This window comes from Streptomyces sp. NBC_00299, assembly GCF_036173045.1.
GTDB classification, from domain to species: Bacteria; Actinomycetota; Actinomycetes; order Streptomycetales; family Streptomycetaceae; genus Streptomyces; species Streptomyces machairae.
Genome location: NZ_CP108039.1, coordinates 1699801 through 1726540 on the forward strand (window position 1 = coordinate 1699801; position 26740 = coordinate 1726540).

Below are 26740 nucleotides of genomic sequence, written 5' to 3' on the forward strand. Positions count from 1 at the left end.
TCGACGGGACCGGCGAGTTGGTGTGTGCCGGCCCTGATCCGTCAGCCGAGACCGGCGAGTTGGAGCAGGAGTGACTTCACATCGGTGGCCGCGATGCGGTCGCCGACAGCGCGGGGGGTGGAGCAGATGAGGAGCGGACCGTCGTCGTCGCTCGCAGGAAGGCGGCCGTGGCTGCCGCGAATAGGTGACGGATCCAGAGGGACGACCGCCATGCGGTAACGCATGCCGAGTTTCTTACGGGCCAGCGCGGTAGCCGCCTTGACCTTGACGTAGGGGTCGAGAGGATCCATGAAGAGTTCGACCGGGTCGTAGCCGGGTTTGCGGTGGATCTCGACGAGTCGCGCGAAGTCGGGCGCGCGGGCGTCGTCCAGCCAGTAGTAGTACGTGAACCAGGCGTCCGGCTCCGCGACGGCGACGAGCTCGCCGGAGCGCGGATGGTCGAGATGGTGGGCTTTCTTGCCCTCGTCGTCGAGGAGTTGCTCGATGCCGGGCAGGCCGTCCAGTGCAGCCCGGGTCTCGTCTAGGTCTTCCGGCCGGCGTACGTAGACGTGCGCGATCTGGTGGTCGGCGACGGCGAAGGCGCGTGACGCCATCGGGTCGAGGTACTCCATGCCGTCCTGGGTGTGTACCTCCAGCAGGCCTGCCCGCCGCAGGGTCCGGTTGATGTCCACGGGTCGGTCCGCGCGAGTGATGCCGTATTCGGAGAGTGCGACCACGGTACGGCCCTCCGCTCGGGCGTCGTCCAGGAGCGGGGCCATGGCCCTGTCCAGGTCGGCGGCCGCCTTCAGCGAGCGCGGGTCGTCGGGGCCGAAGCGCTGCAGGTCGTAGTCGAGGTGAGGGAGGTAGCAGAGGGCCAGGTCGGGGTGCCGGGTGCGGAGGATGTGACGGGTCGCGTCGATGATCCAGCGGCTGGAGACGAGGTCGGCGCCGGGGCCCCAGAAGTGGAAGAGCGGGAAGGTACCCAGCTTCTCGGTGAGTTCGTCGTGCAGGGCGGGCGGCCGGGTGTAGCAGTCGGGTTCCTTGCGGCCGTCGGAGTAGTAGATCGGACGGGGGGTGACGGTGATGTCGGTGTCGGCGCCCATCGCGTACCACCAGCAGATGTTGGCGACGGTGTAGCCGGGGTGGGCACGGCGGGCTGCGTCCCAGAGTTTGTCACCGGCGACCAGTCCGTTGTGCTGGCGCCACAGGAGTACGTCGCCGAGGTCGCGGAAGTACCAGCCGTTGCCGACGATGCCGTGCTCCGCCGGGTGGGTGCCGGTCAGGAACGTGGACTGGGCGGCGCAGGTGACAGCGGGCAGGACGGTGCCCAGCGGCGCGTGGGAGCCGGACTGGGCGAGGGTCTTGAGATGGGGCATGTGGTCGAGGAGGCGGGGGGTGAGGCCGACGATGTCGAGGACGAGGAGAGGGGTGGGTCGGCGCGCGACGGTGACGTCCTGCGCCAGGGGTGCTTGACCGGTGGTCGGGACTGCCGGGTCCGGTCGTTCGGAACTTGCGGTTTCCGGTCGCTCGGTCCGCGCAGCCTCCGGTTGCTCGGTCATGGCAGCTCCTTCAGGCCGAGGTCCGTCAACAGGTCGCGGACCAGGGTGAGTTCGGCGGCGATGCCGTCGGCGAGCTGACTGCGGGCACGGGGTCGCAGCTCGGCCGGGAGTGCCTGCCAGGTGTAGGTCTCGACCTCGAGATGGCGGGTGAGCGGGTGCGGTCCGCCGACCAGGCGGGTCAGCGCGGCCTTGAGTACGGGGAGTGTGGAGGTGAGGGGCGCGGCGGGGGCCGCGTGGAGCGGGACATGGAAGTGGGCGCGCCACGGAGAGGCGTCGGGCAGGGCGTCGCTCTTGAGCGCCTCGCCCAGGTCGTCGGTACCGCGCAGGCCGGCGGCGGTGGCGGTGCGGGTCTGGTGCAGGAAGCGGGGCTCGTCGAAGGCGGCGAGTGCCTCGCGAACCTCGGGGAGATGGGGGTGTTCGGCGTGCAGGGCGGCCGAGAGCTGGGACTTGACGACGGGAACGCCGGCTTCGGCGAGCGTGTCCAGCGCGGTGTGCGGGTCTTCGAAGGAGGTGGCGAGGTGACAGGTGTCGACGCAGATGCCGATGCGGTCGTGGCCGATCGCGGTGAGTGGGGCGATCGCATCGCCGGTGGTCTCGACGGTGCAGCCGGGCTCGGGTTCGAGGCCGACGCGGATGTCACGGCCGGTCAACTCCCGCAAGGCATCGAGACGTTGAGCGAGCGTGAGCAGGGCGGTGCGGGCGGCCTCGGCACCGCGCCCGTCATAGACGGTGCGCCAGGCGAGGGGCAGTGTGGAGATGCTGCCTTCAGTGACGTCGTCGGGGAGCAGACCGGCGAGGACCCGGGCCAGGGCGGTGGTGTGGTCGAGGCGCTCGGGGTCGGTCCAGTCCGGCTTGTAGACGCGGTACTTGACCTCTTCGGCACCGAAGCCTTCATACGGGAAGCCGTTGAGGGTGACGACCTCGAGACCGCGTCTGTCGAGTTCCGTCCGCAGACCGCGCAGGGCGGACGGGTCGGTGACGAGGGCGTGTGCGGCGTCCTTGGCGAGCCACAGGCCGATGCCGAGCCGGTCGCGGCCGAGCCGTCGGCGGACGGGTTCGCAGTGGTCGCGGAGTTGGGCAAGGACACCGTCGAGGGTCTCGGCCGGGTGGACGTTGGTGCAGTAGGCGAGGTGGACGGTGGAGCCGTCGGGGTGGCGGAAGCGCATGGGTCACGCCCCCGGGGCCGGGGCGGCGGCCGATTCCCGGGGGTCCTTCGGGGCGCCGCGGAGGATGGAGTTGCCCTCGTGGGTCGTCTCCGGGGTCGTGACGTCCAGGGTGAGACGGCCGCTGAGTCCGTAGAAGGCGACGGGGTTGCGCCACAGCACCTGGTCGACGTCATCCTCGCCGAAGCCTTCGGCGAGCATCAGGTCGGCCACCTTGCGGGTCTTCAAGGGGTCGCTCCTGCCCCAGTCGGCGGCGGAGTTCACCAGCACCTGCTCGGGTCCGTACTCGCGGAGGATCGCGACCATCCGCTCCTCGTCCATCTTGGTGTCGGGATAGACGGAGAAGCCGAGCCAGCAGCCGCTGTCCTTGGCCTCCTTGACCGTGGTCTCGTTGAGGTGGTCGACCAGGACGCGGTCCGGGGGCAGTACGGACTCCCGGACTACGTCGAGGGTGCGACGCAGGCCCGCCAGCTTGTCTCGGTGCGGGGTGTGGACGAGTGCGGGCAGTTCGTGTGCGGCGGCGAGCTGGAGCTGGGCGGCGAGGGCGGTGTCCTCGGCAGGGGTCATCGAGTCGTAGCCGATCTCGCCGACGGCGACGACCTGGTCCTTGACGAGATAGCGGGGCAGTTCGTCGAGGACGGGGACACAGCGCGGGTCGTTCGCCTCCTTGGGGTTGAGGGCGAGCGTGCAGTGGTGGGCGATGCCGTACTGGGCGGCGCGGAAGGGCTCCCAGCCGAGGAGGGAGTCGAAGTAGTCGAGGAAGGAGGCCGGAGAGGTGCGGGGCTGGCCGAGCCAGAAGGAGGGCTCGACGACGGCGCGGACGCCGGCGGCGTGCATGGCCTCGTAGTCGTCGGTGGTGCGCGACGTCATGTGGATGTGGGGGTCGAAGAGGCGCATCAGGACTCCTTGCCGTCGGTGCCGCGGGGGCCGTGGGGGGCCGGCGTTGTGGCCGTGGGATCGGTCAGGGTCAGGACGCGGTCCAGATCCTCGGGGACCGGACGGCCTGCGGCGGTGCGTTCGGCCGCGTAGTCGCCGAGCATGCGGGCGAGTTCCGCATCGTCGCGGGCACGACGGTCCAGTTCGGCGACCGTGTCGACCGGCACACCGGTGAACAGGCACTTCAGGACGGCGTGGCGCCACTGGTGAGCGTCGAGGTGCCGGGCGGCGTAAGGGCCGACGGCGGCGGCGAGGAGGCTCGTGTCGTTGGTGCGCAGGGCGTCCTCGACGAGAGGGAGGGCCTCGGGGCCGGGCACTAGGTGGGGCAGCGCGTGCAGGACGGCGCGGCGTTCGGCGGCGGTGCCCTGGAAGTAGACCCGCGTGAGGGCGTCGGTGTCGGCGCCGGCCGCGTGCAGGATGAGGACGCGGGCGGCATCGGCGTGCTCGGAACCGCAGCGGCGACTGGCCTCGGCGATGCGCAACTCCCAGACGGAGATGGGCCCGTGGGTGCCCGGGTGGGCAGCGGCCTCGTCGAGGGCACGGTGCAGCCAGCCACGGCCGGTGGCGTCGAGGTGGGCGGTGACCTGGCCGCGCAACTCGGCGGGCGGGGTCAGGGCGAGGGCCGTGGCCACGGGACGGGACTGCTGCACGGTGTCGCGCCGGGGTTCCGTGTCGGCCCGGGGGTTCGTGGGCGGTTCCGTGTCGGCCCGGGGGTTCGTGGGCGGGTGGCTCTCGGTGTCCGCGCCCGGGGTCGCCGGGCTGATGCGGGGCTGGGTCATGAGGTGCTCCCTTCAGGGGTGGCGGAGGGATCGCCGTGCGAGGGGACAGGGAGGGGAGATCTGAGGGCCGTGGCCTCGGCGCTGCGGAGGAACGGGAGGGAGAGTTCGGCGAAGTGGGGGCCCGCGTGGGAGTGGCGGGGCAGTTCGACGACGGTCAGGCCTTGGTATCCGGTGGCGGCGAGGGCCGCGAGGACGGGTGGGAAGTCGATCTCGCCGTCGCCGAAGGGGAGGTGTTCATGGATGCCGCGGCGCATGTCCTCGATCTGGACGTGCCGGAGCCAGGGGGCGACGGCGCGTATGCAGTCGGCGGGAGAGAGGGGTTCGAGGCACTGGCAGTGGCCGATGTCGAGGGTGAGGCCAAGGTGGTCCGGGTCGCCGAGGGTGCGGCGGAGTCGGTGGAAGTCGGCGAGGGTGGCGAGGAGGTGGCCGGGTTCGGGTTCGACGGCGAGGGGGACGCCGGCGGTGGTGGCGGCGTCCAGGACCGGGGTGAGTGCCTCGGCGAGACGGTCCCAGGCCGTGTCGGGACCGGTGCCGGCGGGCGTGATGCCGCTGAAGCAGTGGACGGCGTGGGCGCCGAGGTCGGCGGCGACCCGGACGGCGCGGATCAGCAGGTCGACGCGGCGGGCACGGTCGTCCGGGTCGGGGTCCAGCAGGGAGGGGCCGTGCTTGCGGCGCGGGTCGAGCACATAGCGGGCGCCCGTCTCCACGGTGACGTCCAGACCGAGCGCGTCCAGGCGTTGTGCAAGGCGGCGGGTGCGGGCGGCGAGGTCCGGGGCGAGGGGGTCGAGGTGCATGTGGTCGAGCGTCAGGCCGACGCCGTCATAGCCGAGGTCGGCGAGGAGGGCGAGAGCGTCGTCGAGACGGACGTCGGCGAGGCCGTTGGTGCCGTAACCGAAGCGGAGGGGGACGCGAGGGGAGGGCGGTTCGCCGTTGTCCCGCCACGGGTGCGGCCGAGGGCTCATGTGACGCTCACCTTCTTCGCGTACTTCCGTCCGAGCGGAGCGAGCGCGGCGATGGCCACGGCGGTGAGCGCGGATCCGGCGCGGGCCGCGAGCGCCGCCTGGAGCGGGATGGTGGCGCGGACACCGCCGCCGACGGCTCGCTGGGTCAGGGGCGGTGAGGGGTTGAGCACGGCGTGGGTGTAGCGGCGGCCGGCGGTGGCGGCGTAGGCGATGGCCAGGGCGGTGCGCAGGGCTACGTCGAGCGTGAAGCCGGGCCTGTCGGGCGCGAGCGTCCGGCGTCCGGCGGCGATTGCCGTGCCGGCACGGGTGGCGATGCCGGTGCCGGTACCAGTGGTGGTGCCCATGCCGGTGCCAGTGGCGGTGGCGGTGGCCGTCCTTTTGCCGGCGCCCGTCGACCCGGCTCGCCGTGTTCCGCGTGCGCCGCGTGCCACGAGCCCGGTGAGGGTGGCTGTCGCGGCAAGGGCGGCCAGGGGTGGCAGGGACGTGCCGCCCTGGGTCTCCCGGCGGGAGACGGTCGTCACGGCGAGGGTGTGGGTGCCGAGGAGGGCGGCAGAGGGCAGTGCCTGCTGAGGTCGGCCGGTGGTGGCGGCGCCGAGGAGATGGTCGAGACCGCGAGCGGCGGCCATGGCCACGGGGCCGGCAGGCGTGTGCTTCAGGGCGAGGTCGTAGGCCCAGACGGTGGCGGCCAGGGGCGCGGCCACCGCCAGGGCGGGGCGTCCGGCCCTGGCGGCCAGGCCGAGCCCGGCGGCGGTCAGGACGCAGGCCGCGGTGAGGGCGGAGGACGGTCGGATGCGGCCGGAGGGCAGGGGGCGGTGAGGGCGTTCGACGGCATCCTCCGCGCGGTCCGCCCAATCGTTGAGGGCCATGCCGGCCTCGTAGAGGCAGAGGGAGCATCCGATGGCGAGCAGGGTGCGGGGGTTGGGCCGGCCCCCGGCGGCGACGGCGCCGCTGAGCGCGTCGCCGGGGACGGTGAACAGGGCGGGCAGCCGCAGGAGTTCGGCCCAGGCGCGGCTACCGCTCACGGCCGCTCCCCGGAGCGGGCTCACGCGCATCGACGGCCCGTTCGGCGGCCTCCGCGGCGGACTCGCGCGGATCGCCGCCCTGTGGCGCAGCGTCCTCAGCGGACCCACACAGAACGGCGCCTCGCACCGCAGCCTCCTCGGCCGACCCGCACGGACCGCCGCCCCGTGCGGCAGCCACCTCGGCCGAACCCTGGTGCCCGGCGCTCCCTACCGCGGCCTCCTCAACGGACCCGCGCAGTCCAGCACCCCGAGCCGCGGCCCCTTCAACCCGCCTACGCAGACCGGCACTCCGAGCCGCAGCCCCCTCAACGGACCTGCGCAGACCAGCACCCCGAGCCTCAGCCCCCTCAACCGCCCCGTCGTGCCCGGCCCCCAGGGCGGTCTCGTCGGCACCCGCCCGGCGGAGCCGCTCCCCCAGGCCCACCAGTGCTGCGTACTGCTCTCCCAAGCTCGCCGGTCCGTCCCCCATCGGGTCCTTGAAGTAGAAGCCGAGGGCGCCGAGCGGGCCGGTCAGGCCGGCTTCGTGGGCGCGGGTCGTGAGGCGGGCGAGGTCCAGGACCAGGGGGGCTGCGAGGGCCGAGTCGCAGCCCTGCCAGATGGTCTGGAGGATCATGCGGGTGCCCAGGAAGCCGTCGAACGCGATGTGGTCCCAGGCGGTCTTCCAGTCGCCGAGGGCCGGGACGTCGTCGATGTGCACCTCGCCCTCGGGGACGGTGCCGAGGGTGTCGGCGAGGACGCGTTCCTTGCCGGCGTTCTTCGCCGCGGCGGCGGCCGGGTCGGCGAGGGCGGCGCCGTCGCCGCCGCCCAGCAGGTTGGTGCCGGACCAGGCGCGGACGGCGAGCGCCCGCTGCGCGAACATCGGGCCCAGCACGGCCCGCAGCAGGGTCTGTCCGGTCTTGCCGTCCCGGCCGGCGTACGGCAGGCCGCTCCGCTCCGCCTCGCGGGCGGCGACGGGGTGGTGGATGCCCTCGGAGGGGGTGAAGTTGACGTAGGGGCAGCCCGCGCGCAGGGCCGCCAGCGCGTACAAGGTGCTGGCCGGCAGCGGGGCGCCGGGCCCCTGGGACGCGGGTTCGGTGGAGGCGACGTTGACCACCACGGCCCGCTCCAGTTCATGGCGGTGCATGAAGTCGCTTATGTCATCGGCGAAGGCCGTGATCAGTTCCGCCTCGCTCCTGGTGTCGCCCGGGGCGGGGCCTCCGGGCCTGATCTCCCGGTCGGCGGCGGCGAGTTCGGCCGCCACGGCGGTGGCGACGCCGGGTGGGAGGACGCCGCCGGCGGTCAGGGTCTCGGCGCGTTTGGGCAGGGGGCAGTCGAGGGTGTCGTGGCCGCCGAAGACGAGGTCGGACAGGGCGGGCAGGCCGCTGTCGGTGAACGCCGGGGTCTCGCTCACCATGCCGGTGGGCGGGTGCAGTCCCGCGGTGACGGCGGCGCACCCCGTGACGACGGTGGTGGCGACGGAGCCTCGGGCTCCGATCAGCCACACTCCCACACGCGGTCGGGAGAGGGACGCGGACATGGGCAGCCTCCTTGTCGTGCGCGAACCCCGGGGGGAGGGACAAAGACGGCGGGCGGGGGTCCGGCGTCCCCCGCCCGCCGCCGCTCAGCCGCCCGTGGTGGGCAGTTCCTTCAACTGGATGTTGCGGAAGGAGACCTGGTCGTCGGCACCGTGGTTCTGGAGGCCGATGTGACCGTCGGTCAGGCTCCGCTCGGGGTCCTTGTTGGTGAAGTCGTTGATCTTGACTCCGTTGAGGAACACCTGGAGGCGTTCGCCCTGGACCTTGATCTCGTAGGAGTTCCACTGGCCGGGCGGACGCAGGACCTGGTCACGGGCCTGGATGTTCGCCGACTTGAACGAGTAGACGGAGCCCGTGGTGCGCTCGGGCGCGTCCGTGGCGTCGATCTGGATCTCGTAGCCCTTGTTCACCGCGGACCAGGGGTCGTCGGAGGCCGGGAAGCCCACGAAGATCCCGGAGTTGTCGTCGCCCTGCATCTTCCAGTCGAGCTTGAGGGAGTACGACTTCAGGTCCTTGGCCTGGTACCAGAGCAGACCCATGCCGCCATCGGTCTCCAGGGTGCCGTCCTTGACGTTGAACTTGCCGGGGCCGGCCTGCTTCCAGCCTTCCAGGGTCTGGCCGTTGAAGATCTTCCGGTAGTCCTTGCTCGGCTTGCAGTCCGCCTTGACCTGGCCGGTGGCGTACTGCAGACCGCCGAGCAGGTGGGCCCGGAAGGCCTCCTCGGCGTAGGACTCCTTGGTGTGGCCGCCACCGGTGTAGAAGGACCGGCCGCCGCCGTAGCTCTGGCACCAGGCGATCGGGTGGTCGCCCTTCATGTTCCCGCCCTGGTAGGTGGTCTCGTCCAGGGTGGCGAGGACCTTGGCCTGATCACGCGGGTTGGTGCGGTAGTTGTACCACTCGTCGGTGCGCTCCCAGGCGTCGCCGAGGTGCGCGGTCGAGGGGTGGTCGTGGTCCTCGACGCGTACGGTGGCCTTCTGGATGGCTGGGTGCGAGTCGAAGTAGGCGCCGACGAGGCCGCCGTAGAACTCCCACTCGTACTCGGTGTCGGCGGCGGCGTGGATGCCCATGTAACCGCCGCCGTTCTTGACGTAGTTCTCGAACGCCTGCTGCTGCTCGGCGCTCAGCACGTCACCAGTGGTGGACAGGAAAGCCACCGCGTCGTACTTGGCGAGGTTGGTCGTGGTGAACTGCCGGGCCTCCTCGGTCGCGTCGACCGTGATGCCGGCCGGGGCGCCGAGCTCCTTCAGGGCGGCGATGCCGGCCGGGATGGAGTCGTGCCGGAAGCCGGCGGTCTTGGAGAAGACCAGGACCTTCTTGCCGCCCTTGAACGGCTGCTTGGAGAACTCGAAGTCGTCCACGTCGTAGAGCGCGCCCTCGCCGCCCTTGAAGACCAGGTAGATCTCCGTGGTGCCCTTGGGCAGCGACCGCAGCGGCACGTCGACGTTCTGGAAGGTCTCCCAGCCGCCGGTCGGCGGGATGTAGGCCGAGCCGTGCAGCGGTCCGTCGGGGGAGCCGGTGCGCAGTTCGATGAAGCCGCCCGCGCCGCCGGAGGAGGCCCGTACGGTCATCTTCTTCTGCCCGTCGAACCGGTAGGGGCTGAAGGAGATCCAGTCGCCGTCGTCGATGTTGCCGACGGTCTTGCCGCCGTTGGCGCCGGTCTTGTCGATCACCGTCACGCCCGACTGGGCGCCGAAGTGCTCGCCCTGGCGGTGCAGCGGCTGGAGGACGGTGCGGGCGGTGCCGGTGAGCGCCTCCTGGCCGTTCGCGCCGCCGTCGGTGTAGCTGGCGCCGACGACGCCGTAGATGTTGGCGTTGGGGTCGTGGCCGCCGTCACCGGCGGGCGGCGTCAGGGTGCCCTCGCAGCCCATCTCGCTGGTCAGCTCGTGGGCGTGGGAGTCGTGGCCGAGGCTGTAGGCGACCTTGACCTTGGAACAGTCGACGGTCTCCTCGGGGTCGGTGACGGTCACCTTGAACGGCACGGGCTTGCCGAACTCGGCCAGAGCACCGTTGCCCGGGATGTCGATCTTCACCTTGGGCTCGGTGTTGCCGACCACGATCCGGGCGCTGGCGTTGCCGGTGTTGCCCTCGGGGTCCTTGGCGGTGAAGGTGGCGGTGTAGGTGCCGACCTTCTTGTACCGGTGGGTGGGCTTGAGGCCCTCGCCCTTGGTGCCGTCGCCGAAGTCCCAGCTGTAGGTGAGGTCCGGGGAGTCGGCGTCCTTGGCGGTGGCCGTGAAGGCGACCTTCAGTCCGGCCGCTCCGGACGTCTTGTCGGCGCTCACCTCGGCGATCGGCGAGAAGCCGTCCTCGGCGTTCTCGATCCGGTACAGCGCGGAGTGCTCGTCGCCCTGGAACCAGGAGATGCCGTAGTCGAGGACGTAGAGGGCGCCGTCGGGGCCGAACTCCATGTCCATGATCTGGGTGCCGGTCCACGGGAAGTCGTTGATCTTCGCGACGGAGCCGTCCTCGTTCTGCTCGATCCGCTTGATCCAGCGGCGGCCGAACTCACCCGCGAAGAAGTCGCCGTCGTAGGCCTCGGGGAACTTCACCTTGGAGTCGAGGTCGGGGTCGTAGCGGTACACCGGGCCCGCCATCGGGGACTCGGAGCCGCTGCCGAACTCGGGCACGGAGCCGCCGTCGTACGGGATCCACGCGGCCTGCGCGGGTGGCAGGTCGGTGAGGCCGGTGTTGTAGGGCGACGTGTTCTTCGGGGCGGCGCAGTCGAACTTCTCGCCGGAGGTGCCGGTGGCGAAGTCGTAGTCGAGGTAGGCATCGTTGTTCCCCGTGCAGAACGGCCAGCCGAAGTTGGCCGCCTTGGTGACCTTGGCGAACTCGACCTGTCCCGCCGGACCCCGGTTCGGGTCGGCGGCGCCCGCGTCGGGGCCGTAGTCGCCCACGTACACGATGCCGGTCTTGTCGTCGACGCTCATCCGGAACGGGTTGCGGAAGCCCATCGCGTAGATCTCGGGACGGGTCTTCTCGGTGCCCGGGGCGAAGAGGTTGCCCTCCGGGACGGTGTACGAGCCGTCCTCGGCGACCTTGATGCGCAGGAGCTTGCCGCGCAGGTCGTTGGTGTTGCCGGCGCTGCGGCGGGCGTCGAAGGCGGGGTTGCGGCCCTCGCGGTCGTCGATCGGCGTGTAGCCGTCGGAGGCGAAGGGGTTGGTGTCGTCGCCGGTCGACAGATAGAGGTTGCCGGCCGCGTCGAAGTCGATGTCGCCGCCGACGTGGCAGCAGGTGCCGCGAGAGGCCGCGACGTCCAGAACCTTCTTCTCGCTGGCCATGTCGAGTGTGCCGTTGGAGTTGAGCACGAACCGGGAGAGGCGGTTGACGCCGTCGAACTTCTTGAACTCCTCGGCGGTGCCGGTCTCCGGGGCGTCGCCCGCGGGGGTGTCGAGCGGCGGGGCGTAGTAGAGGTAGATCGCCCGGTTGTTCTTGAAGTCCGGGTCGATGCCGACGCCCTGCAGGCCCTCCTCGTCGTGGCTGTAGACGGGGATCTTGCCGGCGACCTTGGTGACGCCGCCCTGGTCGGTGAGGCGCAGTGTGCCGTCGCGTGAGGTGTGCAGCACGCTGCGGTCCGGGAGCACGGCGAGCGACATCGGCTCGCCCATCTCGGGTTCGCCCTTGGCGAGCGGGACCTGCTGGAACTGGCCCTCGGCCGCCGGTTCGTCGTGTTCCGGATGGCCGGGGTGGGCGCCGGCGACGGTCGCCGGGGCGCCGACGGCCAGGAGCAGGCCGGTGAACAGGGCGACGGCGGTGCGAAGTCTGGGGCGCGGGGTGCGGGTGCTGCGGAGTCTGGTTCTGTGCACGAAGTCCCTCCGGGAACGGGTGGGCCGTACGGGGTGGGTGCGAAGACGTGCGGTGCGGGCGCCGGGGTGCGCCGTCACCCCGGAGGTGGCTGTGCCATAAACACTTCTGTGTGCCATGAACACTTCTGCGTGCCGTGAACACTTCTGTGTGCCATGAACACTTCTGCGTGCCGTGAACACTTCAGGGACGGTAACCGCGTCCGGCCGGGGCGAACACCCCTTGCGCCGGACTCGGTTGAACTTTCTCCCGTCAAAGGACAAAGCAGGATCTGCGCAGGTCGGAGGGGGGACCGGCGGTGCTGCCGGTCCCCGTCCCCGGCCAGCGCCGGGTGCGTGGTTCAGTTGTTGAACGCGGCGTCGAAGGACGCGCTGGGCGGCTCGAAGTCGAACGCCTTGAGACGGGTCAGCGCCTCGGGGGCGCCCTGGAGCCGGTCCATGCCGGCGTCCTCCCACTCGACGGAGATCGGGCCTTTGTAGTCGATGGAGCGCAGCATCCGGAAGACGTCCTCCCAGGGGACGTCGCCGTGCCCGGCCGACACGAAGTCCCAGCCGCGGCGCGGGTCGCCCCACGGCAGATGCGAGCCGAGCCGGCCGTTGCGGCCGTCGAGGCGCTTGCGGGCCTCCTTGCAGTCGACGTGGTAGATGCGGTCGCGGAAGTCCCAGAGGAAGCCGACGGGGTCGAGGTCCTGCCACACGAAGTGCGACGGGTCGAAGTTCAGGCCGAAGGCGGGGCGGCCGCCGACAGCCTCCAGGGCTCGCCAGGTCGTCCAGTAGTCGTAGGCGATCTCGCTGGGGTGGACCTCGTGCGCGAACCGGACGCCCTCCTCGTCGAAGACGTCCAGGATGGGGTTCCAGCGGGTCGCGAAGTCCTCGTAGCCGCGTTCGATCATCGACTCGGGCGCGGGCGGGAACATGGCGACCAGGTGCCAGATCGCGGAACCGGTGAAGCCGATCACCGTGTCGACGCCGAAGGCCGCCGCGGCACGCGCAGTGTCCTTCATGCGGGCGGCGGCGCGCTGCCGGACCCCCTCCGGGTCCCCGTCGCCCCACACCTCGCCCGGCAGGATGGCCTGGTGGCGTTCGTCGATGATGGCGTCACAGACGGCCTGCCCGACCAGGTGGTTGGAGATCGCCCAGCACTTGAGGCCGTACTTGTCGAGCAGTGTCTTCCTGGAGTCGATGTAGGACGGGTCCGCGAGGGCCTTGTCGACCTCGAAGTGATCGCCCCAGCAGGCGAGTTCGAGCCCGTCGTAGCCGAAGTCGCGGGCGAGCCGGCAGACCTCCTCCAGCGGCAGGTCGGCCCACTGGCCGGTGAACAGCGTGAACGTACGCGGCATGCGCGTCAGCCTCCTCGGGCCGCTCGGGGTGTGTCAGACCGCGATCGGGGTGTAGACGGCGTTCTTCTCGGCGCTCTCCTCCACCGCCGCCAGCACGCGCTGCACCTGCAGCCCGTCGGCGAAGGAGGGTTCGGGCCGACGGCCCTCGGCGACGGCGTGGACGAGGTCGCTGGCCTGGTGGACGAAGGTGTGCTCGTAGCCGAGGCCGTGGCCCGGGGGCCACCAGGCGTCCAGGTAGGGGTGGTCGGGTTCGGTGACGAGGATGCGGCGGAAGCCGGCGTGCGCGCCCGGTTCCCTGCCGTCGTGGTACGAGAGCTCGTTGAGCCTCTCCAGGTCGAAGGCGATCGAACCGAGCTCGCCGTTGAGTTCGATGCGCAGGGAGTTCTTTCGGCCGGTGGCGTAGCGGGTTGCCTCGAAGGAGGCGAGTGCACCCGATGGGAGACGGCCGGTGAACAGGGCGGCGTCGTCGACGGTGACCTGGCCGGACCCGTTGGCGGAGACGGCGGACAGGCCGCTCGTGGCTCCGCCGGGCAGCGGGCGCTCCCGTACGAAGGTCTCCGTCAGGGCCGACACCCCGGTCAGCCGCTCCCCCGCCAGGTACTGCGCGAGGTCGATGATGTGGGCCCCCAGGTCGCCGAGCGCGCCCGAGCCGGCGAGTTCCTTGCGCAACCGCCAGGTCAGCGGGAACTCAGGGTCGACGAGCCAGTCCTGGAGGTACGTCACGCGCACGTGCCGCAGCGCGCCCAGACGGCCCTCGGCGACCATGCTGCGGGCCAGGGCGGTGGCCGGCACCCGCCGGTAGTTGAAGCCGACCATCGCCACCTGGCCGCGCTCGAAGGCCTCTTCGGCCGCCCGCGCCATCGACGTGGCTTCCTCGACCGTGTTGGCGAGGGGCTTCTCGCACAGGACGTGCTTGCCGGCGGCCAGGGCCGCGAGGGCGATCTCGGCGTGGCTGTCGCCGGGGGTGCAGATGTCGACGAGGTCGACGTCGTCCCGTTCGACGAGGGCACGCCAGTCGGTCTCGACGGACGCCCAGCCGTGCCGGTCGGCCGCCGCCCGCGCGGCGGCCTCGTCCCGGCCGCAGATCACGGCCTGCACCGGGTTCAGCGGCAGGTCGAAGACACGGCCCGCGGTGCGCCAGCCCTGGGAATGTGCGGCGCCCATGAAGGCGTAGCCGACCATTCCGACGCGCAAAGGCGGCTTACCTGCCTCGGTCCCTTCTGACTGCTGCTGCGGCTGTCCCATGTGGGTGTCCTCCTCGTCCTGGTCGGGGTGGCGCACGTGGGGGGTGCGGGGGAACGGATCACTTGAAGCCGGTGGACATGTACTTGTCGACGTTGGCCTTGTCGACGACCGCGGAGTAGAGCGTGATCGAGGCCGGGATCTCGAACTCGGCCATGCCGCCCACGCCCTTGCCTTGGCCGAGCGCGCGGGCCAGGTCGATGGCGGACGCGGCCATGGTCGGCGGGTACAGGACGGTGGCCTTGAGGACGCCGTCGTCCTCCTTGATCGCCTGGAAGGCGGACAGGGCGCCCGCGCCGCCTACCATCAGGAAGTCGTCGCGTCCGGCCTGCTCGATGGCCCGCAGCGCGCCCACGCCCTGGTCGTCGTCGTGGTTCCAGAGCGCGTCGAACTTCGACTGGGCCTGCAGGAGCTGGGCCATCTTGGCCTGTCCGGACTCGACCGTGAACTCGGCGGCCTGGCGGGCCACCTTCTGGATGTTCGGGTAGTTCTTGAGGGCGTCGTCGAAGCCCTGGGTGCGCTGCTTGGTGAGTTCCAGGTTGTCGAGGCCGGCGAGTTCGATGACCTTGGCGCCGGACTTCCCCTTGAGCTTCTCGCCGATGTAGTGGCCGGCGTTGAGGCCCATGCCGTAGTTGTCGCCGCCGATCCAGCAGCGGTACGCCTGCGGGGTGTTGAAGATCCGGTCGAGGTTGATGACCGGGATCCCGGCCCGCATCGCCTTCAGGCCGACCTGGGTGAGCGCCTTGCCGTCGGCGGGCAGCACCACCAGCACGTCGACCTTCTTGTTGATCAGCGTCTCGATCTGGCCGATCTGTGCGGCGGTGTCGTTGGAGCCCTCGGTGATCTCCAGGGTGACGTCGGAGTACTTCTTCGCCCGGCTCTTGGCGTTGTCGTTGATGGCGTTGAGCCAGCCGTGGTCGGCCTGCGGTCCGGCGAAGCCGATGGTGACCTGCTTGCCGGGCTTGTCGTCGGCGGCCGGCTGGTCGTTCGCGGCCGGCTCGTCCTTGGACTCGTTGCTCGTGCAACCCGTGAGAAGGGCACCGGCTCCTATGGCGGCGGATCCGAACAACAGCCCTCTGCGACTGGTGAGCTCTGGCATGGCGGTGAACCCTTTCCTCAGGTCGTGCGAAGCGGAAGCGGTACGACGCTCAGGTCGTGCTTGCGGTACGACGCTCAGGTCGTGCTTGCGGTACGACGCTCAGGTCGTGCTTGCGGTACGGCGCTGGACCAGCACGGCGGCGACGATGATCGCGCCCTTGGCGATCTGCTGGACGTCGCTCTGCAGGTTGTTCAGGGCGAAGATGTTGGTGATCGTGGTGAAGATCAGGACGCCGAGCACGGAGCCGACGATGGTGCCGCGGCCCCCGGTGAGCAGGGTGCCGCCGATGATCGCGGCGGCGATGGCGTCGAGTTCGTAGAGGTTGCCGTTGGTGTTCTGGCCGGAGCCAGACAGGATGATCAGCAGGAAGGCGGCGATGCCGCAGCACAGTCCGGACAGCAGATAGAGGTAGAGCCGCTGACGGCGGACGTCGATGCCTGCGAGCCGGGCCGCCTCCGCGTTGCCGCCGACGGCGACCGTGCGCCGCCCGAACGTCGTACGGTTCAGGACCAGCCAGCCGATGATCGTCACGACCGCGAACACCATGACCAGGGGCGGGATGCCGAGGACGTAGGCGTCGCGCTCGCCGAGGTCGAGTACCGAGGGAATGGTGACGATCTGCGTCTTGCCGTCGGTGATCTGCAACGCCAGTCCGCGCGCCGAGGCCAGCATGGCGAGGGTGGCGATGAACGGGACCATCGCGCCGTACGCGATCAGCATCCCGTTGACGAGCCCGCAGCCCACGCCGACGATCACCGCCGTGAACAGGATGCCGGCGAAGCCGTACTCCTGGGTCGCGACCGTCGTCGCCCACACCGAGGCGAGCGCGACGATCGCGCCGACGGACAGGTCGATGCCGCCGGAGATGATGACGAAGGTCATGCCGACGGTGACGACGCCGATCACGGACGCCTGGGTGAGGACGAGCTGGAGGTTGCGGGTGTCCAGGAACTCGTCCGGCTTGGTGATGCCGCCGATGATGATGAGCACGGCGAGGACGCCGAGCAGGGACAGGGTCCGCACGTCGGCGCGGGCCATCAGGCCCCGCCAGGCGGGCGGTGCTCCGGCCGACTGCACCTTGCCGGTGCTGTCCCGGGGCGGTGAGGCGTGCTGCGTCATGACGCCGGGCTTCCTTCCATGACGAGGTCGAGTACGCGGTGTTCGTCGAGTTCGCGCGCGGGAGCGGTGTGTACGACACGGCCCTCGCGCAGCACCAGGACGCGATCGGCGAGGCCCAGCACTTCGGGCACTTCACTGGAGACCAGGAGCACGGCGAGGCCTTCGTCGGCCAGTCGCCGGATCACGGCGTACAGCTCGGCGCGGGCGCCGACGTCGACGCCGCGGGTGGGTTCGTCGAGCAGCAGGACACGGCAGCCGCGGAGCAGCCAGCGGGCCAGGACGGCCTTTTGCTGGTTGCCGCCGGAGAGCGTGCGCACGGGCACGGACGGGTTGTCGGGCCGCAGCGACAGTTCACGGGTCGCCGCCCTCGCCGCCCCGAGTTCGGCCGTCCGGTCCATCCAGCCGCCGCGCGAGAAGCGGGACATGGACGACACCGACACGTTGCGGGTGACGGACTCCAGCATCAGCAGCGCCTGCGCCTTGCGTTCCTCGGGGGCGAGCCCGAGCCCGGCGCGCACGGCGGCCCGCACGCTTCCGGGTCGCAACGCCCGTCCGTCCACGAGGACTTGACCGGCGGTGGGCTTCCTGGCCCCGTAGATCGTCTCCAGGATCTCCGAGCGCCCCGAGCCCACCAGCCCGGCGAGCCCGACGATCTCCCCGGGCCGCACCGTCAGGTCGAGCTGCTCGAACTCACCCTCCCTGGCGAGTCCCCGCACCTCCAGCAGCGGCTTCCCGGCCGCGGCCACGTCCTTCGCCGGCCGCTCGGGGAAGACGTACTCGACATTGCGCCCCGTCATCATGGCCACGACGTCGCGCGTCGGCGTGGTCTTCGCGGGGAGCCCGCCGGCGACGGCCCGACCGTCCTTCAGCACCGTCACCCGGTCGCCGATCCGGCGGATCTCCTCCAGCCGGTGCGAGATGTAGACGACGGCGACTCCGGCGGCGGTGAGGTCGCCGACGATGCGGAAGAGGTTGTCGACCTCGTCCGGGTCCAGGGCGGCGGACGGCTCGTCCATCACGATCAGCCGTACGTCGTGGGAGAGCGCCCGCGCCATGGAGACGATCTGCTGCTGCGCCGCCGACAACTCCCCGACCAGGCGGGCCGGGTCGATCTCGGGATGCCCGAGTCGCTTGAGCAGCTGGGCTGTCGACGCCCGCGCCGCCTTTCCGCGTACGACGAATCCTGCGGTCGTCGGTTCATGGCCGAGGTGGACGTTCTCGGCCACCGACAGGTGCTCCACCAGGTCGAGTTCCTGGTAGATGGTGGCGATGCCGAGGCGCATCGCGGCGATCGGCGAGCGGAGGGTGACCTCCTCGCCGCCCCAGCGGATGGTGCCGGTGTCGGGCTGGTGGGCGCCGGCCAGGACCTTGATGAGCGTGGACTTGCCGGCGCCGTTCTGGCCGAGCAGACAGTGCACTTCACCGGCCTGGACGTCGAGGTCGACGCCGTCGAGGGCACGGACTCCGGGGAACGACTTGGTGATGCCGGACATGCTGAGCAGGGGTGGTTCTGATGCCATGAGGTCCCCTTGGCGGGCGTGCGGGCCGGTTCAGGGCAGGGCGGAGCTGGGCGCGGTGCTGTGCGGGGCAGAGCAGGGCAGTGCGGGGTGCTGTGCGGGTGAGCCGTACGACGTAGGTGGCTTACGCGGGTGAGAACAGGTGGTCGCTGATGAGCCGGGCCGCGCCGATGACTCCGGCGGTGGGGCCCAACTCGCCCAGGACGATGGGGAGGTTGCCGGTCGCGAGGGGCAGCGACTGGCGGTAGACCTGGGTGCGGATCGCGGCGAGCAGGTTGTGGCCGAGGCCGGTCACCCCGCCGCCGATCACCACCAGGCCGGGGTTGAAGAAGCTGACGAGTCCGGCGATGACCTGGCCGACGCGGTTGCCGCCCTCGCGGATCAGGTCGAGGGCGGTGGAGTCGCCCGCGGCGGCCGCGGCGGCGACGTCGACGGCGGTCAGGGTGCCGTTCGCCTCCAGCCGCGAGGCGAGTTCCTCCGACCGTCCCTGCTGGGCCGCCTCGACGGCGTCCCTGGCGAGGGCCGACCCGCTGAAGTGGGCCTCCAGACAGCCCCGGTTGCCGCAGGCGCAGGGGCGGCCGTCGGGCACGGCCTGGATGTGCCCGATGTCGCCCGCGCTGCCCGTGACGCCCCGGTGGACCTCGCCCCCCGCGACGATGCCGCAGCCGATGCCGGTGCCGATCTTGACGCAGAGGAAGTCGCCCACCGAGCGTGCGACGCCCGCGTGCTGCTCCCCCATCGCCATGAGGTTCACGTCGTTGTCGACCATGACCGGGCAGCCGAGTTCCTGGCTGAGCGCCTCCCGGACGGGGAAGCCGTCCCAGCCCGGCATGATCGGCGGGGCCACCGGTACGCCCTCGGGGAAGCGGACCGGTCCGGGGACGCCGATGCCGGCGCCGTCGTACCCTTCCGCGAGCCCGGAGGCCCTCAACTTCGCCGCCATGGACAGGACTTGCTCGAAGACCGCGACCGGGCCCTCGCGCACGTCCATGGGCTGGTTGACATGGCCGAGGATTTCCAGCTCGGCGTTGGTGACGGCGACGTCGACCGAGGTCGCGCCGATGTCGACACCGAGGAACCGCAGCCCGGGATTGAGCCGGACGTTGTGCGAACGACGCCCACCGCGCGAGGCGGCGAGTCCGTCGGCCACGACCAGCCCGGTCTCCAGCAGGCGGTCCACCTCCACGGCCAGCTTGGACCGTGACAGGTCGATCTGATCACCCAGCTGGGCCCGGGAGTTGGGCCCGCCGTCGCGCAGCAGCCTGAGCAGCTTGGCCTGATGGGCGTTCGCGGGTCGTGCCGTCATACGTCTCACGAGCCCCTCCCCGCCTCAATCGGCCTGTGCGCGCCGGGTTTCGGCCACGTCCGCGGCCTGCTTTCGAGGGGAACGTAGCAGTGGGCGCCGGGGCTGGGAAGAAGTTGCGCAGAGATTGCCATCAACTTTCTCCACTCACAGGACAAAGACGAGATCGGTACGTCCTCTGCCGCCGATCGTCTCGGTGCACCGAGGGTGCGCAAGTGCCGTGCACAGGGCTCCGGTTGGCTACCCTGTCCCTCCAGCAGCGGTGCCTTGGGGGGAGCGCGAATGGCTCAGGGAACCTCGTCCGACGAACCGGCATCGAGGCGGGCCGGGAACAGCGCGGACAGCGCGGACGTCACGCCGTCACCACCTGTGCCCGCCACGGCGCCCGCACCTTTCCCCGCCACTCCCCCGAGGTCCGGACGTTCGTCGCCCGACACCGGGCCCGGCTATGCGATGCGCGTGGCGAACGGGTCGTACGACTGGTACCACAAGGCCGCTATCAGGGCGCGCCGCAACTTCCGGCTCACCGAGACCCTGCTGCTGCTCATCTCCGCGGCGATCCCGGTGTCGGCGGTCATCTCGCCCGGGACCGCCGAGGTGCCCGCAGTCCTGGGCGGCGTCGTCGTGGTGATCACCGGCCTGCGCTCCGTCTTCCACTGGCAGGACGACTATCTGCGCTTCAGCGAGGCCCGCGAGGCGGTCGAGGCGGAGCGCCGCCTCTACTACACCGGCGCCGAGCCGTACGCCGACGCCGGGACCCGGGACCGCAACCTCGCCGCGAGCGTCACCCGCATCGAGCAGCGGGAGATGGGCACGTGGGTGCAGCTCGCGAGTCCGCGCACGGACGCCACGGGGAACAACGCGCAGTACTGAACTCCGCGGCAGCGCTCAGGACTTGGCCCTGTCGTGATACGACCGCCGCGTGTGCTCGGTGTGCTCCCGCATCAGCTGCGTGGCGCCCTGTTCGTCCCGGTCGGTGATCGCGGCGATCATGCCGCGGTGCTCGATCCAGGACTGCTGCCCCCGCTGGCGGGCGACGGGCGTGTAGTACCAGCGCACGCGCCGGTCGACCTGGGCCGCCAGCTCGGCGAGGACCGCGTTGCCCGCGAGCTCCATGATCTTCGCGTGGAAGCGGGCGTTGAGCGCGACGGCGGCGTCCACGTCGTCGGCGGCGACGGCCTTCTCGCCCTCCGCACACAGCTGCTCCAGGGCCGCGATGCCGGCGCTGTCGGCGTGGGCGGCCGCGAGGCGGGCCGCCTCGGCCTCCAGGAGGGTGCGGACGGTGAGGAGCTGGTCGGCCTCCTCCTCCGTCGGCTCGTGCACGAACGCGCCCTGCGCGGGCCGTAGATCGACCCAGCCCTCGGTGTTCAGCCGCTGCAGCGCCTCGCGCACCGGCTGCCGGGACACACCGAGGTGACCTGCCAGTTCACTCTCGACCAGATGCTGGCCGGGCTGGAGGGCGCGGGTCGTGATGAGTTCGAGCAGAGCCTCGTAGACGCGGTCGCGCAGCGGGCCGGGCCGTTCGAGCTTGGGCACCGCACCCTGCGGCAGTCCTGTCGACAACATCGGTCCCCTCCTGGGCGAACACCGGGCGACTGCGTCGCGTAGCCGACCGTCACGGAAAGCCAGTATCAATTGTCTTTCGTCTACAGTCTACGGCGCACAGAGGCCAGGGAACCGGGGAGTTGGCCACATCACACCGGCGTCAGGGGCAGCGCACGACCTGCCCGGCGTACGACAGGTTGCCGCCGAACCCGAAGAGGAGCACCGGATCCCCGGTCGTGATCCGCCCCTGTTCCACGAGCTTGGACAGTGCCAGCGGAATGCTCGCCGCCGAGGTGTTGCCGGACTCGGACACATCCCGCGCGACCACGGCGTTGACCGCGCCGAGCTTCGCGGCGAGGGGCTCGATGATGCGCAGGTTGGCCTGGTGCAGGATGACGCCGGCGAGGTCCTCGGGCGCCAGGCCCGCCCGCTCGCAGGCCCGGCGGGCGATGGCCGGCAGCTGCGTCGTCGCCCAGCGGTAGACGCTCTGGCCCTCCTGCGCGAACCGCGCGGGCTGCCCCTCGATGCGCACCGCGTGCCCCATTTCGGGCACCGAACCCCACAGCACCGGCCCGATGTGGGCCTCTCCGGACGCCTCCACGACGGCCGCGCCGGCCCCGTCGCCGACCAGCACACAGGTCGTGCGGTCGCTCCAGTCGGTCACGTCGGACATCTTGTCGGCGCCGATCACCAGGGCGCGGGTCGCGGCTCCCGCCCGTACGGCGTGGTCGGCGGTGGCCAGGGCGTGGGTGAACCCGGCGCAGACGACGTTGATATCTATCGCGGCGGGCGACGGGATGCCGATGCGGGCCGCGACGCGGGCAGCCATGTTCGGGGAGCGGTCGATGGCGGTGGAGGTGGCGACCAGAACCAGGTCGATGTCGGCGGGCGCGAGGCCCGCTGCCGCGAGCGCCTTGGCGGCGGCGTGCGCGGCCAGCTCGTCGACGGGCTCGTCGGGCCCCGCGATGTGGCGCGTACGGATGCCCACCCGGGATGTGATCCACTCGTCACTGGTGTCGACCATGCCCGCCAGTTCCTCGTTGGTGAGCACCCTGGCGGGCTGATAGTGGCCGACTGCGGCAATGCGCGAGCCGTTCATCGATGGTGGTCCCCTCGAACATCGGGTAGCGGGATTCACCAGTCTGATCAGTGACTCGCGGGTACGGCTGCAGGTGATGCCACAGGAATCGGGCGCCCGTGTTGTCGGCTTCCATCAGACCATCGGACGCCCGAACACTTCTCGAACGCCTACCCGGTGAACAGCTGCGTCGCCTTTTGTACGAGTTCGTAGAGCCCGTACGCGAGCGGTACCCCCACCCACACCCAGGCGAGGGCGATCAGGCCCCGCCGGCTAGGCGGACTGCTGTCGCTGGACATCTGCGGCCTCCTTCGACGCCGGGGCGGAGGTGGGGGACGGGACGTGATGGCGGGGGTGGACGGGGCGGACGAGCTCGTTGGCGACGAAGCCGACGGCGAGCAGCCCGATCATGATGAACAGGGACATCGTGTACAGGGACGAGCCGTCCTTGCCCGCCTCCTCCTGCCGGTCCGCGATCCAGTTGACGATCAGCGGCCCGAGGACGCCGGCCGTGGACCAGGCGGTGAGCAGCCGCCCGTGGATGGCGCCCACCTGGTAGGTGCCGAACAGGTCCTTCAGATAGGCGGGGACCGTCGCGAAGCCGCCGCCGTAGAAGGAGAGGATCACCAGCGCGCACAGGATGAACAGCGGCTTCGACGAGTCGCCGGCCAGCGCGATCAGCCCGTACATCAGCGCACCCACGCCCAGGTAGAGGCGGTAGATGTTCCTGCGTCCGATCAGGTCGGAGGTCGACGACCAGCCGATGCGGCCCGCCATGTTGGCCGCGGACAGCAGGGCGACGAAGCCGGCGGCGGCCGACACCGACACCGGTGTGGAGGTGTTGGCGAAGAAGTCCGTGATCATCGGGGCGGCCTTCTCCAGGATGCCGATGCCCGCGGTCACGTTCATGCAGAGCACGACCCACAGACACCAGAACTGCGGAGTGCGCACCGCGTTGCGGGCGGACACCTGCGGTCCGTCGAAGACGCCGGGCCCGTCCCCGACCGGCTTCTCGGAGCGCGGCACCCTGACCAGCAGCACGCCCAGCAGCATGAACACGGAGTACGACAGCCCGTGCACCAGGAAGGCCATCGCGATCCCGGAGCTGTCGCTGCCGAACGACTCCAGCATCTGCGCCGACCAGGGCGAGGCGATGAGCGCGCCGCCGCCGAAGCCCATGATGGCGATGCCGGTGGCCATGCCGGGCCGGTCCGGGAACCACTTGATCAGCGTCGAGACCGGGGAGATGTAGCCGATGCCGAGGCCGATCCCGCCGACGAAGCCGTAGCCGAAAACGATCAGCCAGTACTGCTCGGTGGCCGCGCCCAGCGCGGAGAGCAGGAAGCCGGACGAGAAGCAGATCAGGGCGACCGTCATCGCCCAGCGCGGTCCGTTGCGCTCCACCAGCGTGCCGCCGAAGGCGGCCGACAGACCGAGCATGACGATGCCGAGCTGGAACGGCAGCGCGCTCTGCGTGCCGCTGAGGCCGAGGGCGGATTCGAGCGGCGGCTTGAACACGCTCCAGGCGTAGGCCTGGCCGATGGACAGATGGACCGACAGAGCAGCGGGCGGAACCAGCCAGCGGCTCCATCCCGGGGGTGCGACCGGTGGACTCATGATCCCGAACGGTAGGGAGCGAGAGGGAACTTGAGAAGGCGGCACGTCGACCGTATGCGGTGAGCGGTATGCAGCAAGCGACGAACGGTCGAACACCGTCCGGAGAGGCACAGGAGCGTGCGGGAACGTGCGCTAACCCTTGCTGACCCCTTATCCATACTGTAGACAATATTCCGTCGACAGGATTTGAGAGTTCCCTCCTGTCGAACCCTTCTCAGCCACCTCCGCGGTACTCCCTCGACCGAACGGAGCGTTCCGAAGTGAAAGTTGCAGTCCTCGGCGCCGGTGCCATCGGCGCCTACGTCGGAGCCGCGCTCCATCGCGCGGGCGCCGACGTGCACCTCATCGCCCGTGGACCGCATTTGGCGGCCATGAGGCAGTACGGAGTGCGGGTGCTCAGTCCGCGCGGCGACTTCACCGCCCGCGCCCACGCGACCGACGACCCGGCCGAAGTCGGCCCGGTCGACTACGTATTTCTGGGCCTGAAGGCCAACTCGTACGCGGCGTGCGGGCCGCTCATCGAGCCCCTTCTGCACGACACCACAGCGGTCGTCGCCGCCCAGAACGGCATCCCCTGGTGGTACTTCCACCGCCACGGCGGCCCCTACGACGGCCACCGCATCGAAAGTGTGGACCCGGACGGCGCGGTCAGTGCGGTGCTCGCGCCCGAACGGGCCGTCGGCTGTGTCGTGTACGCCGCGACCGAGCTCGACGGCCCCGGTGTCGTACGGCACTTGGAAGGCACCCGGTTCTCCGTCGGCGCCCGACCGCAGCGTGTCCAGGCGCTGTCTGGACCTCGGCGAGGCCATGATCGCCGGTGGCCTGAAGTGCCCGGTGGAGCCGGACCTGCGCAACGACATCTGGCTCAAACTGCTCGGCAACATCTCCTTCAACCCGATCAGCGCGCTGGCCCGCGCCACCATGCGGCAGATGTGCCTGCACGGCGGCACCCGCAAGGTCATCGAGATCATGATGACCGAGACGCTCTCGGTCGCCGAGGCCCTCGGCTGCGAGGTCGGCATCTCCATCGAGCGCCGCCTCGCGGGTGCGGAACGGGTCGGCGACCACCGCACCTCCACGCTCCAGGACCTGGAGCGTGGCAAGCCGCTCGAACTCGACGTACTCCTCGCGGCAGTCGTCGAGTTGGCGGAGATCACCGGCGTGGAGGTGCCCACCCTGCGCACCGTGCACGCCATCTCGGACCTGCTCGCGCTGAGGAGCGCCGCATGAGGAGCGCCGTATGAGGAAACGCGACCGTACTCCGAAGACGTACACCCGGCTGACGCACCCGCTCGTCCGGGACTCACGCGACGAGCCGTTCCGGCAGGCGACTTGGGAGGAGGCACTGGACCGGGCGGCCCGCGGCCTTGCGGCGGCGCGCGGCGCGTTCGGCATGTTCTCCTGCGCCCGAGCCACCAACGAGATGAACTACGTCGCCCAGAAGTTCGCCCGGGTCGTGATGGGCACCAACAACGTCGACTCCTGCAACCGCACCTGCCACGCGCCCAGCGTGGCAGGACTGTCGGCGGCCTTCGGCTCGGGCGGGGGCACCTCCTCGTACGAGGAGATCGAGCACACCGACGTCATCGTGATGTGGGGCTCCAACGCCCGCTTCGCGCACCCGATCTTCTTCCAGCACGCGCTCAAGGGCATCAGGAACGGCGCCCGCATGTACGCCGTCGACCCGCGCCGCACCTCCACCGCCGAGTGGGCGGAGAGCTGGCTCGGCCTGAACGTCGGCACCGACATCCCGATGGCGCACGCGATCGGCCGCGAGATCATCCACGCGGGACTGGCCAACGAGGCGTTCATCGAGCGGGCGACCAGCGGCTTCGAGGAGTACAAGACACTCGTCGAGCCGTGGACGCTGTCCCTCGCCGAGAAGGTCACGGGCGTACCGGCCGCCGCCATCCGGGAGCTGGCCCACGCCTACGCCCGCGCCGAGCGCGCCCAGCTGTGCTGGACCCTCGGCATCACCGAGCACCACAACGGCACCGACAACGTCCGCGCGCTGATCAACCTGTCGCTGCTGACCGGGCACGTCGGCCGCTACGGCAGCGGGCTCCAGCCCCTGCGCGGGCAGAACAACGTCCAGGGCGGCGGCGACATGGGAGCCATCCCCAACCGCCTCCCCGGCTTCCAGGACATCCTCGACCCGGACACCCGTCTGAAGTTCGAGTCGGCCTGGGACACCGTGATCCAGCCCCACTACGGCCTGAACCTCACCGAGATGTTCGAGGCGATGGAGGAGGGCACGCTCAAGGCCGTCTACTGCATCGGCGAGAACCCGGCGCAGTCGGAGGCGGACAGCGAGCAGGCCGTACGGCGGATGCGGCAGCTGGACTTCCTCGTCGTCCAGGACATCTTCCTGACGAAGACGGCCGAGCTGGCGGACGTCATCCTCCCGGCCACCGCCGGGTGGGCCGAGACCGACGGCACAACCACCAACAGCGAACGGCGGGTTCAGCGGGTGCGTCGAGCGGTCACCCCGCCCGGCGAGGCACGCGAGGACATCGACATCATCTGCGAGCTGGCGGCACGACTCGGCCACGAGTGGAAGTACGCCGACGCCGAGGCCGTCTGGAACGAGCTCAGGTCGGTGTCGCCGGACCACTACGGGATGACGTACGAACGCCTGGCGGAGCACCAGGGCATCCAGTGGCCGTGCCCGAGCACGGAGCAGCTCGAACCGACCTATCTGCACGGTCGGTTGTGGGAACCGGAGCCGGCCCGGCGCGGGATGCCGGCGCCGTTCGGGATCGTCCAGCACGATCCGCCCGTCGACCTCACCGACGAGGAGTTCCCGATCCGGCTCACCACCGGGCGGCGGCTCGACTCGTACAACACCGGCGTGCAGAGCGGGAGTTTCGCCTCCCCGTTGCGGCGCGGCGAGTTCGTCGAGCTGTGCCCGGAGGACGCCGAGCGGTACGGGGTGGTGGTCGGCGAGGAGGTCCGGGTGAGCTCGCGGCGGGGTTCGGTCGTCGCGCCGGTGTGGATCGACACCGCGCTGCGGCCCGGGCTCGCCTTCATGACCATGCACTTTCCCGACGAGGTGGACACCAACCAGCTGACGATCGAGGCGAACTGCCCGATCGCGGGGACGGCGGAGTTCAAGGCGTCGGCGATCCGGATCGAGAAGCTCCCCGTCGCGACCATCGTGAGGTGA

The 26740-nt window shown here is 70.7% G+C and carries 19 protein-coding genes and 2 pseudogenes; 3 read left to right on the forward strand and 18 right to left on the reverse strand.

Annotated features, from left to right (window positions below; translation table 11 throughout):
• Positions 1 to 41 precede the first annotated feature (41 nt).
• The 14 genes and pseudogenes from OHT51_RS07385 to OHT51_RS07450 form a co-directional block, all read right to left on the reverse strand.
• Positions 42 to 1538, reverse strand: coding sequence for a nucleotide pyrophosphatase/phosphodiesterase family protein (locus OHT51_RS07385; protein WP_328878090.1), 1497 nt, complete (start codon positions 1536 to 1538; stop codon positions 42 to 44).
• A complete protein-coding gene (eboE, locus tag OHT51_RS07390; protein ID WP_328878091.1) occupies positions 1535 to 2704 on the reverse strand; it encodes a metabolite traffic protein EboE in 1170 nt (389 codons plus the stop codon). Before eboE ends, OHT51_RS07385 begins: the two co-directional genes overlap by 4 nt.
• Positions 2705 to 2707: 3 nt before the next feature.
• Positions 2708 to 3598, reverse strand: a complete 891-nt coding sequence (locus tag OHT51_RS07395; protein ID WP_328878092.1) for a TatD family hydrolase — start codon at positions 3596 to 3598, stop codon at positions 2708 to 2710.
• A complete protein-coding gene (locus tag OHT51_RS07400; protein WP_328878093.1) occupies positions 3598 to 4416 on the reverse strand; it encodes an EboA domain-containing protein in 819 nt (272 codons plus the stop codon). Before OHT51_RS07400 ends, OHT51_RS07395 begins: the two co-directional genes overlap by 1 nt.
• Positions 4413 to 5378, reverse strand: a complete 966-nt coding sequence (locus OHT51_RS07405) for a sugar phosphate isomerase/epimerase family protein (protein WP_328878094.1) — start codon at positions 5376 to 5378, stop codon at positions 4413 to 4415. Before OHT51_RS07405 ends, OHT51_RS07400 begins: the two co-directional genes overlap by 4 nt.
• The gene (locus OHT51_RS07410) at positions 5375 to 6430 is read right to left on the reverse strand and encodes an SCO3242 family prenyltransferase (RefSeq protein WP_328878095.1); all 1056 of its coding nucleotides are present in this window, start codon (positions 6428 to 6430) and stop codon (positions 5375 to 5377) included. The genes OHT51_RS07405 and OHT51_RS07410 overlap by 4 nt, the downstream gene beginning before the upstream one ends.
• Positions 6431 to 6800: 370 nt before the next feature.
• Positions 6801 to 7916 (reverse strand): annotated as a pseudogene (locus tag OHT51_RS07415) (inositol-3-phosphate synthase); the annotation flags it as partial.
• A gap of 84 nt (positions 7917 to 8000) precedes the next feature.
• Positions 8001 to 11717, reverse strand: a complete 3717-nt coding sequence (locus OHT51_RS07420) for a ThuA domain-containing protein (protein ID WP_328878096.1) — start codon at positions 11715 to 11717, stop codon at positions 8001 to 8003.
• 338 nt (positions 11718 to 12055) lie between these two features.
• The gene (locus OHT51_RS07425; protein WP_328878097.1) at positions 12056 to 13054 is read right to left on the reverse strand and encodes a sugar phosphate isomerase/epimerase family protein; all 999 of its coding nucleotides are present in this window, start codon (positions 13052 to 13054) and stop codon (positions 12056 to 12058) included.
• A 33-nt stretch (positions 13055 to 13087) separates the two neighbouring features.
• Positions 13088 to 14299: a Gfo/Idh/MocA family protein gene (locus tag OHT51_RS07430; RefSeq protein WP_328878098.1), complete on the reverse strand. Its 1212-nt coding sequence runs from the start codon at positions 14297 to 14299 to the stop codon at positions 13088 to 13090.
• 58 nt (positions 14300 to 14357) lie between these two features.
• The gene (locus OHT51_RS07435) at positions 14358 to 15395 is read right to left on the reverse strand and encodes a substrate-binding domain-containing protein (RefSeq protein ID WP_328878099.1); all 1038 of its coding nucleotides are present in this window, start codon (positions 15393 to 15395) and stop codon (positions 14358 to 14360) included.
• 99 nt (positions 15396 to 15494) lie between these two features.
• On the reverse strand, positions 15495 to 16514 hold the full coding sequence (locus OHT51_RS07440) for an ABC transporter permease (protein WP_328878100.1): 1020 nt from the start codon (positions 16512 to 16514) through the stop codon (positions 15495 to 15497).
• Positions 16511 to 18034, reverse strand: coding sequence for a sugar ABC transporter ATP-binding protein (locus tag OHT51_RS07445; protein ID WP_328878101.1), 1524 nt, complete (start codon positions 18032 to 18034; stop codon positions 16511 to 16513). The genes OHT51_RS07440 and OHT51_RS07445 overlap by 4 nt, the downstream gene beginning before the upstream one ends.
• A gap of 121 nt (positions 18035 to 18155) precedes the next feature.
• Complete coding sequence (locus OHT51_RS07450) at positions 18156 to 19337, reverse strand: ROK family transcriptional regulator (RefSeq protein WP_328878102.1); 1182 nt, start codon at positions 19335 to 19337, stop codon at positions 18156 to 18158.
• Positions 19338 to 19787: 450 nt separating this feature from the next.
• On the opposite strand from OHT51_RS07450, the gene OHT51_RS07455 reads away from it, so the two are divergent.
• Entirely contained in the window at positions 19788 to 20207 is a 420-nt protein-coding gene (locus OHT51_RS07455; protein WP_328878103.1) for a DUF4231 domain-containing protein, read from the forward strand.
• A gap of 15 nt (positions 20208 to 20222) precedes the next feature.
• Here the strand turns inward: OHT51_RS07455 and OHT51_RS07460 are convergent, their stop codons facing one another.
• The 4 genes from OHT51_RS07460 to OHT51_RS07475 all read right to left on the reverse strand — a co-directional run bounded on the left by OHT51_RS07460 (position 20223) and on the right by OHT51_RS07475 (position 23574).
• Complete coding sequence (locus tag OHT51_RS07460) at positions 20223 to 20900, reverse strand: GntR family transcriptional regulator (RefSeq protein ID WP_328878104.1); 678 nt, start codon at positions 20898 to 20900, stop codon at positions 20223 to 20225.
• A 139-nt stretch (positions 20901 to 21039) separates the two neighbouring features.
• A complete protein-coding gene (locus tag OHT51_RS07465; RefSeq protein ID WP_328878105.1) occupies positions 21040 to 21978 on the reverse strand; it encodes a beta-ketoacyl-ACP synthase III in 939 nt (312 codons plus the stop codon).
• 149 nt (positions 21979 to 22127) lie between these two features.
• Entirely contained in the window at positions 22128 to 22256 is a 129-nt protein-coding gene (locus OHT51_RS07470) for an MFS transporter small subunit (RefSeq protein ID WP_328878106.1), read from the reverse strand.
• On the reverse strand, positions 22231 to 23574 hold the full coding sequence (locus tag OHT51_RS07475; RefSeq protein WP_328878107.1) for an OFA family MFS transporter: 1344 nt from the start codon (positions 23572 to 23574) through the stop codon (positions 22231 to 22233). Before OHT51_RS07475 ends, OHT51_RS07470 begins: the two co-directional genes overlap by 26 nt.
• A 260-nt stretch (positions 23575 to 23834) precedes the next feature.
• Here OHT51_RS07475 and OHT51_RS07480 point away from each other — a divergent pair.
• Together OHT51_RS07480 and OHT51_RS07485 are read left to right on the forward strand one after the other, a co-directional pair.
• A pseudogene (locus OHT51_RS07480) lies at positions 23835 to 24804 on the forward strand (2-dehydropantoate 2-reductase).
• A gap of 10 nt (positions 24805 to 24814) precedes the next feature.
• On the forward strand, positions 24815 to 26740 hold the full coding sequence (locus tag OHT51_RS07485) for a molybdopterin oxidoreductase family protein (protein WP_328878108.1): 1926 nt from the start codon (positions 24815 to 24817) through the stop codon (positions 26738 to 26740).

Excerpts from the sequence above, each read along its gene's own strand:
- OHT51_RS07395 (WP_328878092.1), bottom strand. The coding sequence starts at position 3,598 with ATGCGCCTCTTCGACCCCCACATCCACATGACGTCGCGCACCACCGAC.
- OHT51_RS07400 (WP_328878093.1), bottom strand. The coding sequence starts at position 4,416 with ATGACCCAGCCCCGCATCAGCCCGGCGACCCCGGGCGCGGACACCGAG.
- OHT51_RS07485 (WP_328878108.1), top strand. The coding sequence starts at position 24,815 with ATGAGGAAACGCGACCGTACTCCGAAGACGTACACCCGGCTGACGCAC.
- OHT51_RS07470 (WP_328878106.1), bottom strand. The coding sequence starts at position 22,256 with ATGTCCAGCGACAGCAGTCCGCCTAGCCGGCGGGGCCTGATCGCCCTC.
- OHT51_RS07405 (WP_328878094.1), bottom strand. The coding sequence starts at position 5,378 with ATGAGCCCTCGGCCGCACCCGTGGCGGGACAACGGCGAACCGCCCTCC.
- OHT51_RS07430 (WP_328878098.1), bottom strand. The coding sequence starts at position 14,299 with ATGGGACAGCCGCAGCAGCAGTCAGAAGGGACCGAGGCAGGTAAGCCG.
- OHT51_RS07460 (WP_328878104.1), bottom strand. The coding sequence starts at position 20,900 with ATGTTGTCGACAGGACTGCCGCAGGGTGCGGTGCCCAAGCTCGAACGG.
- OHT51_RS07440 (WP_328878100.1), bottom strand. The coding sequence starts at position 16,514 with ATGACGCAGCACGCCTCACCGCCCCGGGACAGCACCGGCAAGGTGCAG.
- eboE (WP_328878091.1), bottom strand. The coding sequence starts at position 2,704 with ATGCGCTTCCGCCACCCCGACGGCTCCACCGTCCACCTCGCCTACTGC.
- OHT51_RS07465 (WP_328878105.1), bottom strand. The coding sequence starts at position 21,978 with ATGAACGGCTCGCGCATTGCCGCAGTCGGCCACTATCAGCCCGCCAGG.
- OHT51_RS07455 (WP_328878103.1), top strand. The coding sequence starts at position 19,788 with ATGCGCGTGGCGAACGGGTCGTACGACTGGTACCACAAGGCCGCTATC.
- OHT51_RS07425 (WP_328878097.1), bottom strand. The coding sequence starts at position 13,054 with ATGCCGCGTACGTTCACGCTGTTCACCGGCCAGTGGGCCGACCTGCCG.
- OHT51_RS07410 (WP_328878095.1), bottom strand. The coding sequence starts at position 6,430 with ATGCGCGTGAGCCCGCTCCGGGGAGCGGCCGTGAGCGGTAGCCGCGCC.
- OHT51_RS07450 (WP_328878102.1), bottom strand. The coding sequence starts at position 19,337 with ATGACGGCACGACCCGCGAACGCCCATCAGGCCAAGCTGCTCAGGCTG.
- OHT51_RS07385 (WP_328878090.1), bottom strand. The coding sequence starts at position 1,538 with ATGACCGAGCAACCGGAGGCTGCGCGGACCGAGCGACCGGAAACCGCA.
- OHT51_RS07435 (WP_328878099.1), bottom strand. The coding sequence starts at position 15,395 with ATGCCAGAGCTCACCAGTCGCAGAGGGCTGTTGTTCGGATCCGCCGCC.
- OHT51_RS07445 (WP_328878101.1), bottom strand. The coding sequence starts at position 18,034 with ATGGCATCAGAACCACCCCTGCTCAGCATGTCCGGCATCACCAAGTCG.
- OHT51_RS07475 (WP_328878107.1), bottom strand. The coding sequence starts at position 23,574 with ATGAGTCCACCGGTCGCACCCCCGGGATGGAGCCGCTGGCTGGTTCCG.